13 protein-coding genes and 3 tRNA genes are annotated in these 14245 nt (G+C 60.4%); 5 read left to right on the top strand and 11 right to left on the bottom strand.

Annotated elements, in window-relative coordinates; all coding sequences use genetic code 11:
- Positions 1-244: 244 nt before the first annotated feature.
- The 5 genes from HMPREF1985_RS10210 to HMPREF1985_RS10190 form a co-directional block, all read right to left on the bottom strand.
- On the bottom strand, positions 245-592 hold the full coding sequence (locus HMPREF1985_RS10210; RefSeq protein WP_021772539.1) for a histidine triad nucleotide-binding protein: 348 nt from the start codon (positions 590-592) through the stop codon (positions 245-247).
- A 4-nt stretch (positions 593-596) separates the two neighbouring features.
- Positions 597-1919, bottom strand: a complete 1323-nt coding sequence (mtaB, locus tag HMPREF1985_RS10205; protein ID WP_021772538.1) for a tRNA (N(6)-L-threonylcarbamoyladenosine(37)-C(2))-methylthiotransferase MtaB — start codon at positions 1917-1919, stop codon at positions 597-599.
- Positions 1916-2647 (bottom strand): 16S rRNA (uracil(1498)-N(3))-methyltransferase, encoded by a 732-nt coding sequence (locus HMPREF1985_RS10200; RefSeq protein WP_021772537.1) that lies wholly within the window; start codon positions 2645-2647, stop codon positions 1916-1918. The genes mtaB and HMPREF1985_RS10200 overlap by 4 nt, the downstream gene beginning before the upstream one ends.
- Positions 2644-3597: a 50S ribosomal protein L11 methyltransferase gene (prmA, locus tag HMPREF1985_RS10195; RefSeq protein ID WP_021772536.1), complete on the bottom strand. Its 954-nt coding sequence runs from the start codon at positions 3595-3597 to the stop codon at positions 2644-2646. Before prmA ends, HMPREF1985_RS10200 begins: the two co-directional genes overlap by 4 nt.
- A gap of 167 nt (positions 3598-3764) precedes the next feature.
- Positions 3765-4361: a flavodoxin family protein gene (locus HMPREF1985_RS10190; RefSeq protein ID WP_021772534.1), complete on the bottom strand. Its 597-nt coding sequence runs from the start codon at positions 4359-4361 to the stop codon at positions 3765-3767.
- A 186-nt stretch (positions 4362-4547) separates the two neighbouring features.
- On the opposite strand from HMPREF1985_RS10190, the gene thiT reads away from it, so the two are divergent.
- On the top strand, positions 4548-5153 hold the full coding sequence (thiT, locus tag HMPREF1985_RS10185; protein ID WP_021772533.1) for an energy-coupled thiamine transporter ThiT: 606 nt from the start codon (positions 4548-4550) through the stop codon (positions 5151-5153).
- A gap of 7 nt (positions 5154-5160) precedes the next feature.
- Here thiT and holA read toward each other — a convergent pair whose 3' ends face one another.
- From holA to HMPREF1985_RS10165, 4 genes are all read right to left on the bottom strand, one after another.
- Positions 5161-6219 (bottom strand): DNA polymerase III subunit delta, encoded by a 1059-nt coding sequence (gene holA, locus HMPREF1985_RS10180; protein WP_021772532.1) that lies wholly within the window; start codon positions 6217-6219, stop codon positions 5161-5163.
- A 67-nt stretch (positions 6220-6286) separates the two neighbouring features.
- Positions 6287-6362 (bottom strand) — tRNA-Val (locus tag HMPREF1985_RS10175).
- A gap of 5 nt (positions 6363-6367) precedes the next feature.
- Positions 6368-6442, bottom strand: a tRNA-Glu gene (locus tag HMPREF1985_RS10170).
- Positions 6443-6444: 2 nt separating this feature from the next.
- Positions 6445-6520: transfer RNA gene (locus HMPREF1985_RS10165), tRNA-Asn, on the bottom strand.
- A gap of 470 nt (positions 6521-6990) precedes the next feature.
- Here HMPREF1985_RS10165 and HMPREF1985_RS10160 point away from each other — a divergent pair.
- The 4 genes from HMPREF1985_RS10160 to HMPREF1985_RS10145 are packed head-to-tail and all read left to right on the top strand — an operon-like array spanning position 6991 to position 11748.
- Entirely contained in the window at positions 6991-9108 is a 2118-nt protein-coding gene (locus tag HMPREF1985_RS10160) for a BglG family transcription antiterminator (protein WP_040637631.1), read from the top strand.
- A gap of 24 nt (positions 9109-9132) precedes the next feature.
- Entirely contained in the window at positions 9133-9423 is a 291-nt protein-coding gene (locus HMPREF1985_RS10155; RefSeq protein WP_021772529.1) for a PTS sugar transporter subunit IIB, read from the top strand.
- Positions 9424-9460: 37 nt separating this feature from the next.
- The gene (locus HMPREF1985_RS10150) at positions 9461-10828 is read left to right on the top strand and encodes a PTS ascorbate transporter subunit IIC (RefSeq protein ID WP_021772528.1); all 1368 of its coding nucleotides are present in this window, start codon (positions 9461-9463) and stop codon (positions 10826-10828) included.
- Entirely contained in the window at positions 10825-11748 is a 924-nt protein-coding gene (locus HMPREF1985_RS10145; protein WP_021772527.1) for a carbohydrate kinase family protein, read from the top strand. Before HMPREF1985_RS10150 ends, HMPREF1985_RS10145 begins: the two co-directional genes overlap by 4 nt.
- A gap of 97 nt (positions 11749-11845) precedes the next feature.
- Here the strand turns inward: HMPREF1985_RS10145 and nspC are convergent, their stop codons facing one another.
- A complete protein-coding gene (nspC, locus tag HMPREF1985_RS10140) occupies positions 11846-13030 on the bottom strand; it encodes a carboxynorspermidine decarboxylase (RefSeq protein WP_021772526.1) in 1185 nt (394 codons plus the stop codon).
- Positions 13030-14229, bottom strand: a complete 1200-nt coding sequence (locus HMPREF1985_RS10135) for a saccharopine dehydrogenase family protein (RefSeq protein ID WP_021772525.1) — start codon at positions 14227-14229, stop codon at positions 13030-13032. Before HMPREF1985_RS10135 ends, nspC begins: the two co-directional genes overlap by 1 nt.
- Positions 14230-14245: the final 16 nt, after the last annotated feature.

Genomic DNA, 14245 nt, shown 5'->3' with positions numbered 1-14245 from the left:
AATCTGCTGCGTCATAACCTTGCGATCAATCTCGAGGCAAATTGCAAGTTTAATTGTCGCATCGCTCTGCCAGACTTTGGTAGCTTATGCAGCTTCCTGTCTTATGCAACTTCTCTTGAATCGCCATCACACGATAAGCTGCTTCATTTTTCGTTACTAAAAGTTTAACTGAACCGTTTGCAAAATGGAACTTTTTGCGTCAATTTATTTTACAACTTACGCTCTCTTTTTTGGGGGTCAGCCGTCAGCCCGGCGGCCACTTCATGAAGCGCCCGCCAAGCACGTGGAAGTGCAGGTGCTTGACCGTCTGCCCGCCGTTGTCACCCGTATTAGCGACGGTGCGGAATCCTTCCTCAGCAATGCCGAGATCGTTTGCGATCTTCGGGATGACGTCGATGAGGATATGTGCGGCAAGCTCCCTATCCTCCTGCCTCAGCGCAACAAGGCTCTCGACGTGCTTCTTCGGAATGACGAGGACGTGCACGGGTGCCTGTGGCTCAAGGTCATGGAACGCGACGACCATATCATCCTCATAGACGCGTGTCGAGGGGATCTCCTTTGCGGCGATCTTGCAGAAAATGCAATCACTCATACTCTCACCTCCTTAAAGGGTTCGATGGATCGATCCATGCGAGGACGCGCCCGAAGACGCCGTCCTTGTATGCGGATTCGAGGCGGACGGCATAAAGCTCTCCCGCCCGCACCGCGTCTTTCGTGTAGACGCGGATGTAGTTGTCCGTAAGTCCGTCCGTTTCCCCTTCGTGCTCCGTCTCGAAAAGCACGCGCATCTCGCGCCCGATAAAGGCGTTATGATACGCTTCTGCCATGCGGTCGGCAAGTGCCTGCATGCGATGCGCGCGCTCCTTCCTGACGGGTTCCGGCACTTGGTCCTTGCGCGCGGCAGCGGGCGTTCCCGTGCGGCGCGAGTACGGAAAGACGTGCATGCGCGAAAAACCCATGCGCTCCACAAATGCAAGTCCCGCCTCAAAGTCCGCATCCGTCTCGCCGGGAAACCCGACGATGACATCGGTCGAAACGGCGACCCCCGGCACTTCCTCACGCACGTGCGCGATGAGGCGCGCGAATCCTGCCGTAGTGTAATGGCGGTTCATCGCGCGAAGCACGGGATCCGAGCCAGCCTGCAGCGGCAGGTGGAGATGGGCGCAGAAGCGCTCCTCCTCACGGATGAGCGCAAAGAGATCGGGCGAAAGCTCGATCGATTCGAGCGATCCGAGACGAAGCCGCTTGATGGCGGGGATGGAAAGCACGGCACGGCACGCGTCCGCGAGCGTCACATCCGCTGCGAGGTCGCGCCCGTAAGCACCGAGGTGGATGCCCGTCAAGACGATTTCGTGAAAGCCGAGCGCGGCGAGCTTTTCCGCCTCGCGGCGCACGTGCGCGACCTCGCGCGACTTCACGGGACCGCGCGCGTACGGGATGATGCAGTACGAGCAAAAGTTCTCGCAGCCATCCTCGATTTTCAGGAAGGCGCGCGTGCGTTCGGGACTGTCATAGATCGGAATATCCTCAAAGACACGCGCCCCGCGCACATCGCCGACAAAGTCCAATACGCCGTCCTCGCGCATCGCGCGCTCGACGCAATCGACGATCTGCCCGCGCTCCTTCGTGCCGAGCACGACGCGCACGCCCTTGATCGCGCGGATCGCGTCGGGCGCGACCTGCGAATAGCAGCCGCAGACGGCGATGATCGCAGCAGGATTCGTCCGATGGGCACGGCGGATGACTTGACGGCTCTTGCGGTCTCCGAGGCTCGTGACGGAACACGTATTGATGACGTAGACGTCCGCCGCCTCGTCAAACGGGACGATGCCATAGCCGCGCTGTTTGAACAGCCCTTCCATCGTCTCCGTCTCGAACTGATTGACCTTGCAGCCAAGTGTCGTAAGCGCTGCCTTCAACTGCCCAAATCTCCTTTTTCGTACTGAAGCGCGGCGAGGGCGGCAAGCGCTGCCGTCTCCGCGCGCAGGATGCGCGGTCCGAGCGTCACGCTCACGCCGCCCGCCGCAGTGACCTGCTCCGCCTCGTCGAGCGAAAAACCGCCCTCCGGCCCGATGAGGATTGCATAGCGGCTGTCCTCACGCGTTCGCAGGCTTTCTTTGAGCGGCATCTGCTGCTCGTTCTCATAGCAAAAAATCAAGGTGTGCGCCTGCATCTCCTGCAAGAACGCGCGAAGATCCCGAATCGAATGTACGATGACGCGCGCGCTCCTGCCGCACTGTTTCGCCGCCTCGTCAGCGATCTTCTGCCAGCGCGCCGCGCGCGCTTCCCGCTTCTTCACGTCATAGCGCACGACGCAGTTCGCACTCTCGACTGGCAGGATCTCCATCGCGCCGAGCTCGACGGCCTTCTGCACGACAAGATCCATCTTTTCCCCCTTCAGCAGGCACGGCGCGAGCGCGATATGCACGGGCGGCTCCGTGTCTGCATCGAAGCGTTCGACGAGGCGCAGGTGCACGGCATCCGCCGAAAAGCCGACGATCTCCATGCGCGCGACGCTCCCCTCATCATCGACGACGACAAGCTCCTGCCCGCACCTCGCGCGCATGACGTGCATGAGATGGTGCGCGTCCGCCCCTTCGATCACGACCCTATCCGCGAGAATGCCGCGGTAAAAAAGGCGTCTCATGCTCCGCCCTCCACTTCGCCCGTGCGGCGAATGACCATCGCCGCCCAACCCGCTTCCTCGATGATCCGGTCGATCAAAAAGCCACGCGCTTCCGCCGCCTTTGTGACGTCGGCGACACGCGTGTCGATGATGCCCGAAGCGAGCAGCGCACCGCCTGGCGCAAGATGCGCGTCGAGCGCTTCGAAAAGGCGAATGACGAGATCGGCAACGAGGTTTGCACAGATGAGATCCGCTTTGCCGTCAAATGCGGCAAGCAAATCGGATACGCCCGTCCTTACGATGCCATCCACGCCATTCCATGAAGCATTCCTCGCCGCAATCCGCGCTGCCCTGCGCTCGCAGTCCATCGCAAGGACCTCGCCCGCGCCGAGCTTTGCCGCCGCGATGGCGAGCACGCCTGAGCCAGTCCCGACATCGAAGACGCGCATGCCGCCGCGCACGAGCTCTTCCATCGCGCGAATGCACATCGCCGTCGTCGGATGCGTGCCCGTGCCGAACGCGGATCCCGGATCGAGCCGGACGACGATGTCATCGGGACTCGCCTCATACGTCTCCCATGCGGGCTGAATGACGATGAGCGCGCCGACCTTCTCCGTATGGAAGTACGCTTTCCAGTTGTCTTCCCAGTCTTCGTCCCGCACGGTCTGGCACGAAATGGGGTGCCTCTCGCTGCTGCCGATTCGCTTGGCCATCGTTTCAACGCGCGTCCCAAAATCGCGCAGGCGTCCGTCGAGATCTTCATCAGCAGGCAGGTACGCCTTGATCGTCACACGATCCGCCTCTGCCTCGGATGCGACCGCACTGTAGTCGTACAGCCCCTCCTCAAGATAGCTCTGCACGAGTGCGGGGTCTTCGATGACGACGCCAGATGCGCCGACCTCGTGGAATATCTCCGCAATGACGTCCGTCTCCTCCGCGCTCGCCGCGATACTGATTTCCGCCCATTCCAATCCGCATCGTCCTTTCCTGATTTGTCCTTTTATTATACGGTTTCCGATCGGAAAAGACAAGATTGATCCGGCGCAGATTCTGCCCCGAATGTCACGAAAGGATGCGCTCCCCCATGTGGTTCTGGTGAGGCAAGCGAGGGAAATGCACGGCACGCCGCGCGCACGCGCTAGGATTCTGCTTTCCCAGGAGCGGCCGCTTCCGCTGCCGCCTTCATCTTCGCCGCCTTCGCCGCGAGATAGCGCTCCCTCGTCGCGATCTTATGCTTCATGTTCTCGACGAATTCCTTTGCCGCCTCGATGTCTGCCGCATCGGGATGCGTCGAGGCGAGCTTCCAGCGCGCTTCGCTTTTCGGTCCCGTATGCGGATCGTTCGGGTCGGTCCTGCCCGACTTCTCACGCTTCTTTTTCAACGCGGGATTGATCTTGCCGCGGCAACCGAATGTGCCGAGCACTTCATTTCCGTCCCCGAGGACGTAGCCCGCACGTGCAAAGCTCGTGATCGCGTGCTCGCTCGTCGGCGCCGTGCCATGCGTCTGAAAGAAGAGGACACGCGTGCCGTGGACCGTCGGCAGGTATTGCAGCATCAGCGGATCGGGCTGTCCGAGGCGAAGCCAGTAGCCGAGAGCTACGACGTCATAGCCCGACACGTCTTTTGGCGCGTCCTGCACGCGAAAGATGTCTGCCTCCGCCTGCTCTGCGATTGCCTCGGCAATCCGCTTCGTATTGCCCGTCACCGACGAATAAATCACGGCCCACTTCAACATGGTATCGCTCCTATTTCAAACTTCACGCCTTAAATCACACATTGCGCCGCTTATCATGCGCACGCTCTTATTTTAATCAGCGTTTCTTGTCTTTCGCATTGATATTTGTTACAATATATGTGCATGTTTTGCTATGCTTCGCACAGCGAATCAACGCATTTCGTCTTACGGAAGGGAGTGCCTGCCATGTCTGAACTTCTGAATGCCCCTGCTGCGGGCTTTGCCTTGCTCGGCGTCTTTGCACTGACCTCGGGCGGACTCTACGTGCGCCACGTCCATTTATCGACGCGGATGCTTGTCCATATCGCGCTCATGCTCGCGCTGACCATTGTCTTGCACCAATTTCGCCTCTTTCATATGCCGCAGGGCGGCAGTGTCACAGCCGGTGCGATGATCCCGCTCCTGCTGCTCTCCTACCGCTACGGTGCGAACGTTGGCGCGCTCGCAGGCTTTCTCTACGGCATGGTGAACATCCTGCAGGATCCTTTTATCGTGCATCCCGTCCAAGTGCTCTTCGACTACCCGCTCCCCTACATGGCGATGGGGCTGGCAGGCGTTTGGGCGCACCGTATCTACCTCGGAACGGCGCTCGCATTTTTCGCGCGGTTCCTTTGCCACTTCATTTCGGGCGTTGTCTTTTTCAGCTCGTACGCGCCAGAGGGCACGAGCGCATGGCTCTACTCGCTGACGTTCAACGCGAGCTACCTCATCCCCGAATTTTTGATCTGCTGCATCATCCTAAAGTTCCTGCCGATCCGCCGCCTCATGGACGCGATGGGCGAGCCGCGCTGAATCGGACTCACGCAGTCTCACGCGGCGCCGTACAGAGCGTGATGACCGCGTGTTCCAGCAGCTCGTCGCCCGCCTGTCCCGTCTTCAAGAGATAGTCGGCATCGATGAGTGCGAGCATGGCGTCCTTGAGCGCATATTCGGGGAACTGCATCGCCGCACGTCCGAGCTTCTCGGCGATAAAGGGATTGAGCTCCAAGGGCTTCGCGAGCGCCCTGCCGCGAACGCCCTTTTTTTGCAGCAGGACCGCCTGCCAAAGCTGACGGACATGGCGCGTCATGAGCGCCAGCAATATCGTAAAATACGTGCCGTCCGCAAGCTGGCGGCGCAGGAGCATAAGTGCTTTTTCCACCTTTCGCTCGCTGATGGCATCAAGGAGTGCGAATGACGAGACTTCGGGGATCCCCGCAAAGACCGTCATCATCTCGCGCTTCGTGATGCGCGGCGCATTGGAGAAGAGTGTGAGTTTATCAAACTCGCTGTCGAGGTACTCCAGCGAGATCTCGCGCATCATGCTGACCGCGCCCGTGAAATAATCATAGGCATCGCGGTCGAGTTCCTTGCCCATCGCCTGCAGTTTCGCCGTAAGCCAGCCACCGATATTCCACGCGCGAACGGGATCCGCATCGAGCGCGAGCCCTGCCTTTTCGATCGTCTTGCAGAACTTCTTTCGCTTGTCCGGCTTTGTCTCCGTCTGAAAGACGACATAGCTGTACGCTGGCATATCGGCGAGCAAGGCGAGCAGGCGATCCATCTTCTGATTTGCCCTCGCCTTGCCCGCTCCATCCGATTCCTTTTTCTCGGAAGCAAACGCCGCATCCGTCACGAGGACGACATTCTTATCGGCGAAGAACGGCGCCGTCTCGATGTAGCCGAGCAGCGCCTCGATATCGGCAGTGCCCGTCAGCCGCTGCAATCCGTCCTGCAATCCGATCCCACCGGGGAAGAGCCGCGCAAAGATCGCCGTGCGCGCACGGTCGACGAAATAACGCTCCGCCCCCGCGAGCAGGAATACGTGCGGCAGCGGATCCCGTTTCAGTGCCGAAAGAAATGCCTGATATTCCATCATATTGTCCTATTCATGTTGGTGCCATATACAGCAAAAAACCACCTCGAAAGGTGGCTTGCATTCCAACTGGTGGGCGATAACAGGATCGAACTGCTGACATCTTGCTTGTAAGGCAAGCGCTCTCCCAGCTGAGCTAATCGCCCGAAGGTGGTGACGCCAATGGGATTCGAACCCATGAACCCGCCGTGAAAGGGCGGTGTCTTAACCGCTTGACGATGGCGCCATTGGCTCCTCGAGCAGGATTCGAACCTGCGACAGCCTGATTAACAGTCAGGTGCTCTACCGACTGAGCTATCGAGGAATGATGCGGCACTCGCGCACCGACTAAATTAGTATAACGGATTCAAATGCAAAATGCAAGCCTTTTTTCTCAATTGATTTCCCGAATTTGCAGGGTTACAATATTGTACCATGTTCCCACCAACCCTGCCATTATCTGAAGAGGAAATGCGAAGCCTTCCTAAGCCTCCCGGAATGAAGCGACCGAGAAACGCGCGGTGCGTCCCAGTGGAATTCTCTCATTGCCGCGCAGGGCGGCAGCCGCCGGTCGTCTTCGAACAGACGTGGCATATCGCCTGACGATAAAAGCCCCCTTTCCAAGAAGCCTTGGGCACCGACTGCGGCGCGTAAGACTTCTTTTTTTGGCGGAGACGAGAGCACGCATCGCTGCACATCGAGGAATCGTATCATTTTGCACATAACGAAGAAACAAACTCTTGTCTGTTCTTATTTTTGATTGTTTTGTATAATAAAACGAGAAAGGAGGAGCAGATGTTTAACGAACGCTGTCTGGAAATTCTGCGCGTCCTTCGGCGCGCTGACCGACCGCTGCTCGTGCGGGAGATTGCGGAAAAAACCAACCGCTCGACGCGCTCCGTGCAGTACCATTTGAAATTTTTGGATGACACCCTGCGCGAGATGCATCTTCCGCCGCTTCTCCGCAGTGCGCGAAACGGGATTCTGCTGCCTGCGGATGTGCGCGGGAACGCCTCGCTGCGGGCACTCCTCTCCGAGCGCCAGGGGAACCTATACGCGCCATCGCCGGAGGAGCGCTCGCAGCGCATTTTTTCCTTCCTTTTGTCCCAGCAGGCCTACGTCAGCATGGAGCTTTTGGCCGAGCAGCTTTCGGTCAGCCGCGCAACGATCGTGCGCGACGTCCATCAGATAAAGGTGCTCGCGCACCGTGCAGGATTTCGCGTGGAGGCAGCGCCCAATCGCGGGATCCGCCTTGCGGGAGACGAATCCGCCATACGCGCCATGGCATTTCGCCTCTTTGCACACCACATGCAGGAAGAACTTGCACTCGCGCCGCAGGATGCGCGCCGCAACGTGCTTGCCCGCGTGTTTGAAGGCCAGCTCCACGCAGCGGATTTCGCGTTCTACGAGCGCTGCATCCACGAGGCGGAAGGCGCGCTTTCAGTCGTCTTTTCCGAAACGGGGTTTTCTGCCCTCGTGCTCCATCTCGCCATCCTCACCCTGCGCCAGAGGGGCGGAAACGCCCTTCCCATGCCATGCGAGGAAAGCCGCACACCGAGAGAGCAGGCCGCCGCGCAAAAGATTGCCGCACGGCTTTCCCGACGCTTTCATCTTAGCATTTCCCGCGCGGAGCAGCACGCGATTGCCCTGCAGCTTTCCTGCAGCGGGCTTTCTGCCGACGAGCGGGATTTCGATCCGTCCGAGTTCACGCTTCATACGCTCGCCGGGCGCATCCTGGTGTGCATGGGCACGCTGCTGAACGATGCCGCTATGGCGCGCGACGAGCGCCTGTTTCAGGGCTTTTTCGCGCATCTGCGGCCTGCCATTTCCCGCCTGCAGCAAGGCGTTCCCATCGAAAACCCGCTGCTTGCGGAGATCCGCGCGGAATACAGCTGGCTTTTCGAGGCCGTGCGCGAGGCGCTTGCCCCTGCGGAGGAGTGGGCGGGAAGCCGGTTTTGCGATGCCGAGGTCGCCTACTTCGTCCTGCATTTCGGAGCGGCGCTCGAGCGGCACGGACGGCTTCGCGAGGAGAAACGGCGCGTGCTCGTCGTCTGCGACCACGGCATCGGCACGTCGGAACTCATCGCCGCCAAAGTGCGCAAATTTTTCAACGTGGAAATCATGGCGGCCGTATCGCGCAGGCAAGCGCAGCAGGCACTATCCGAAACGGCTCCCGAGCTCATCATCACGACGGTGGAGCTGCCGAAAGCGCTGCTATGCGGTTCTTGCGCGCCGCCCTGCATTCGCGTCGCGCCGCTCCTCACGCAGCGCGACCTCCTGCGGCTCGGAAGCCATCTGCCGCTTCGGCGGCGCGCGCCGGAATCGCTGCTGCAGGGCGTGATGCAGGCCGTGACGCGCCACGCGATTATCCTGGATTCCCCCAAGCTGCTCGACGAGCTTGCCGCACTCCTCGATACGCAGGGAGAATCCGCTGCTTCGAAAGGAGAGATGCCTATGCTAAAGGATGTACTGACCGAGGACTGCCTCGCGCTGCGGGTCAAGGCAGCGGACTGGGAAGCTGCCGTGCGCTATGGCGGCGCAATGATGCAGCGCCTCGGCATGGCGGAAGAACGCTATACCGAGGCCATGCTCCGCACCGTGCGAGAGATGGGACCCTACATCGTGATCGCGCCGGGGCTCGCCATGCCGCATGCGCGTCCGGAAGATGGGGCAAAGCGCGTGGGCGTCGCCATCCTCACGCTGGAAGATCCCATTCCCTTTGGAAATCCCGACTACGACCCCGTGCGCGTCGTCGTCTTTCTCTGCGCCGTCGACAAGGTGCAGCACCTGAAAGTCCTCTCCGACCTAATGGTGCTCTTCGAGGACGAGGGCTTCTGCGATGGGATCTGCGCACGGCGCACGGAAAAGGAAGCGCATGCCTACGTCCTAGGAAAATTGCAGGAAGAGATCTGACCGCATGGCAAAGGAGGAAGCAGCATGCTCAACATCATCACCGTCTGCGGGAACGGCATCGGCAGCAGCCTGATGCTCAAAATGAAGATCGAGGAAATCTGCGAGGAAAACGGGATCGCCGCCCAAGTGGAATCACTCGATTTCAATGCAGCGCAGGGACATCCCTGCGACCTCATCATCACCGTGAAGGAACTCGCCTATCAATTTGAAGGCAAAAAGGTCGGCATTGTCCGCAGCTACATCAACAAGAAGAAGATCAAGGAGGACGTTTTGGAACTCCTTCAGTCCTCGGCAAAGGAAGCAGCGGAAAAATAAGCAGGCATGGACTTTTTCAGAAAGGAAGGCATAAGCTATGGAAATCCTGGAATTTTTGCGCGACGTGCTCTCGCAGCCCGCGCTCCTAATCGGCATCGTGTCCTTCATCGGACTTGTTGCCCTCAGGCGTCCCGCCCACAAAGTCATGACGGGAACGCTCAAGCCCATACTCGGCTACCTCATGCTCAGTGCGGGCGCTGGTGTCATCGTCTCCAATCTCGACCCGCTCGGCAAGATGATCGAGACGGGATTCCACATCGCGGGCGTCGTGCCGAACAACGAGGCCATTACCTCCGTCGCACAGAAAATGCTCGGCGTCGAGACGATGAGCATTCTGGTCGTAGGACTTATTTTCAATCTCCTCATCGCGCGCTTCACGAAGTACAAATACGTCTTTCTGACCGGCCATCATAGCTTCTTCATGGCATGCCTGCTCTCCGCCGTGCTCGGCGCATCGGGCTTTTCGGGCACGCAGCTCATCCTCGTGGGTGGATTCATCCTCGGCGCATGGAGCTCCATCTCGCCGGCAATCGGCCAGCACTACACGATGCAGGTGACGGAAGGCGACGAAATCGCCATGGGGCATTTCGGCAGTCTCGGCTACTACCTCTCCGCCTGGGCGGGAAAGTTCGCCGGGAAGCCGGAAGACAGCACGGAAAAAATCGAAATCCCGGAAAAATGGGGGTTCCTGCGCGATACGACGGTGTCGACGGCGCTCACGATGATGGTCATCTACCTCATCGCGGCGATTGCAGCAGGTCCTAGCTATGTCGCGACGCTCTCCGGCTCGATGTCGCCGTTCCTCTTCGCGCTGATGGCCGCCCTGCAGTTCGCCGTCGGCGTCACCGTCGTCTACGCCGGCGTCCGCATGATCCTCGGCGACCTCATCCCCGCCTTCCAGGGCGTCGCGACGAAAATCATCCCGAACGCGATCCCCGCCGTGGACTGCGCAGTATTCTTCACCTATGCGCCGACGGCTGTCGTCATCGGCTTCCTCAGCTCCTTCATCGGCGGCATCATCGGCATGCTCATCCTCGGCGCAGTGGGCGGCGTGCTCATCATTCCGGGTCTCGTGCCGCACTTCTTCTGCGGCGCGACGGCAGGCATCTTCGGGAACGCGACAGGCGGCAGGCGCGGCGCAGCGTTCGGCGCCTTCATCAACGGCCTTGCGATTACCTTCCTGCCTGCGCTGCTCCTGCCCGTCCTCGGCTCGCTCGGCTTCCAGAACACGACGTTCGGCGACGCGGACTTCGGCGTGCTCGGCATCCTCATCGGGCAGGCGGCAAATGCGGTCGGCATGACGGGCGTCTACGCGATCCTCGCCATTCTCCTCGCCGTGCTCGTCATCCCCTCGTTCCTGAAGACGAAGTCGAACGTCATCAACTACTACGAGGAAGAGGAATGACTGCGGTCTTTGACCTCATCGGCATCGGCGCTTCCACGCTCGACATCCTGACGGCCGTAGAGGATTTCCCCACAGGGCGTGCGGTGCACGAGGCGCGCGCCGTCAAGATGGAAGGCGGCGGTCCCGTCGCAACGGCACTTGCGGCGGCAGCAAAACTCGGTGCCGCCTGCCAAATGCTCGACGAGCTGGGAGACGATGCTGCGGGGCGTGCCATCTGTGCAGACTTTCAGACCTACGGGGTCGATACGCGCGCCCTGCATTTCCTTCCCGGCGCAGCATCTGCCGTCGCGAGCATCCTCGTGAACCAAAAGGGCGAGCGCGCCGTCTATTTCCAGCGCGGCGGGACGGAGAATCTGTCCCCCGCCGCAAGAAACGGCATCCTGTCGCGCATCCCCTATGCCAGTGTGCTCCATATCAACGGACGACACATGGGGATTCTCGAAGAGGCCATGCGCACGGCATGTGCCGCAGGCGTCTGCATTTCCTTTGACGGCGGGGCAGACCGATACCGCTCGGAAATGCGCACGCTGGCAGAGCAGGCGGATATCTGCATCGTCGCGCGCGACTTCGCGGAAAAGCATACGGGCTGCACGGACTGCGCGGAAATGGTTCGCGCCCTCTTCACGTCCCATACGAAAATCGCGGGGGTGACCGACGGCGTGCGCGGCTCATGGCTCATGGAGCGCGGCGGCGAGGTCATCCATCAGCGTGCCTGCCAAATGGCGCACGTCATCGACACGACGGGCTGCGGCGACAGCTACCACGGCGCCTTTCTCTACGCCCTCACGCGCGGAAAAACCGTTTCCGAGGCCGCGCGCCTCGCTGCCGCCGTCGCGGCAATGAACACGCAGGCACTCGGCGGCCGGAGTGCCCTGCCGAACCGGAAGGAGCTAGATGCGTTTTTGAGGGAACGCGCCTAGAATCGCACCGCGTCACACAGGCACACAAAAAATGCCAGCGAGCGAATCCAGTCGCCCGTTGGCATTTTATTTTGCCTTCCATATTTATTTACGGCTTTTACGACAGGCGCATCCGAAAATCCTCGTAGCCGAACCGCCGCACGATCTCGACCTCGCCCCCCGGTTTCGCGGCGCAGATCGCGGGCAGCGGCATTCCATTGAAGGTGTTGTTCTTGACCATCGTGTAGATCGCCATGTCGCCGAATACGAGGCGGTCGCCGATCGCGAGCGGCGCATCGAAGGAATACGTGCCAATCGTGTCGCCTGCGAGGCACGTAGGACCAGCGAGCACGTAGGCATACGCTCGTTCTCCCGCCTCGCCTGCGCCGAGCAGCGGCGGGCGGTAGGGCATTTCGAACACGTCCGGCATGTGGCACGCCGCCGACGTGTCCAGGATGGCGACGGGCGTATCGGCGGAGACGATTTCGAGCACCTCGGTGACGAGGAACCCCGCATCGAGTGCCACCGCCTCGCCCGGCTCGATGTAGACCGTGAGCCCGTATTTCTCCTGCATGCGCGAAATGCACTGCCGAAGGAGCGGGATGTCATACCCTTTGCGCGTGATGTGATGGCCGCCGCCGAAATTGATCCACTTCATCCGCGGCAGGTACGCGCCGAACTTCTCCTCGACGGCGTCGAGCGTCTCCGCGAGCGGCTCTGCGCCCTGCTCGCAGAGCGTATGGAAGTGAAGCCCCGTGATGCCCGCGAGCAGCTCCTCCCGAAAATCGCACCGGCGGATGCCGAGACGCGAGCCAGAAGCGCACGGGTCGTAAATCGCCGTCTCCTGCGTCGAATGCTCGGGATTGATCCGAAGGCCGCAGGTGCAGCCAGCCGCGAGCGCACCCCTGCCGAGCGCCTCCCACTGGGAAAAGGAGTTGAATACGACGTGATCGGCAATCTGCGCGATTTCTGCCATGTCGGCTGCGCGATAGGCAGGCGAAAAAACGTGGTTCTCCCGATTCGGCATGAAGTCGTGCGCGAGCCTTGCCTCATAGAGCCCGCTCGCCGCCGTGCCCGATAGGTACTGCGCGATGAGCGGATAGAAATGAAACATCGAGAATGCCTTCTGCGCGAGCAGGACGCGCACGCCCGTCTCCTCCTGGAGCTTTTTCAAGATGGCGAGGTTCGCGCGCAGGCGGTCTTCCATGACGAGGTACGCGGGCGTCGGCACCTCTGCAAAGAGCGCGCGGTATGCCTCGTATGCGCCGAGCGCGCCCACGCTGTACGCACCGAGTGCCCCCATCAGTCAACGAGCTCCGGCGAGAAGCTTTCCTTCCACGGGAGGCCCCAGCGATTGAGTGCCGCCATGAAGGGGTCGGGATCGAACTCCTCGATGTTATGGACGCCGGGCTTTTTCCACGTGCCGTTCATGACGAGCATCGCGCCGATCATCGCAGGAACGCCAGTCGTGTAGGAGACGGCCTGCGAGCCGACTTCCTTGTAGCACGCTTCATGGTCGCAGACGTTGTAGAGGTAGTAGGTTTTTTCCTTGCCATCCTTCACGCCGCGGAAAATGCAGCCGATGTTCGTCTTGCCCTTCGTGCGCGGACCGAGGCTCGCGGGATCGGGGAGGACGGCCTTCAGAAACTGAAGCGGCACGATCTTCCTGCCCTCAAATTCAATCGGCTCGATGGACGTCATGCCGACATCTTCCAGGCACTTCAGATGCGTCAGATAGCTTTCGCCGAACGTCATGAAGAAGCGGATGCGGCGGATGCCGGGAATGTTCTTCGCGAGCGATTCGAGTTCCTCGTGGTGCAGGAGGTACATATCCTTCCTGCCGATCTCAGGGAAGTCGTAGACGCGCTTTATCTCCATCGGCTCCGTCTCGACCCAGCCGCCGTTCTCCCAGTAGCTGCCCCTCGCCGAGATCTCGCGGATGTTGATCTCGGGGTTGAAATTCGTCGCGAACGGGTAGCCGTGGTCGCCCGCATTGCAGTCCAATATATCGATATAGTGAATCTCATCGAACTGGTGTTTGAGCGCATAGGCGGAAAATACCCCCGTCACACCGGGGTCGAAGCCGGAGCCAAGCAGTGCCGTGATGCCTGCTTCCTCGAATCGCGCGCGGTACGCCCATTGCCATTTGTACTCGAACTTCGCCGTGTCCTCCGGCTCGTAGTTCGCCGTATCGACGTAGCTCGTCTTCGTGGCGAGGCACGCGTCCATGATGGAGAGGTCTTGATACGGGAGCGCGAGGTTCAGGACGACGTCGGGCGCCTCGCGCTCAATGAGCCGCGTGAGCGCCGCGACATCGTTTGCGTCCACCTCTGCCGTCGTGATTTTCGTCTTGCCGCCGCCGAGCTTTTCCTTGAACGCGTCGCATTTCGACTTCGTGCGGCTCGCGATGCAGATGGCATCAAACGCCTCGCTGTTCTGGCAGCACTTGTGGATCGCGACGCCTGCGACGCCGCCTGCGCCGATGATCAAAGCCTTTCCCATGGTAAGATTCCTCCTC

Source organism: Mitsuokella sp. oral taxon 131 str. W9106 (assembly GCF_000469545.1).
GTDB lineage: Bacteria > Bacillota > Negativicutes > Selenomonadales > Selenomonadaceae > AWVT01.
Note: the sequence above shows the minus strand (reverse complement) of the source record. Positions and strands in the feature narration are given on the sequence as shown.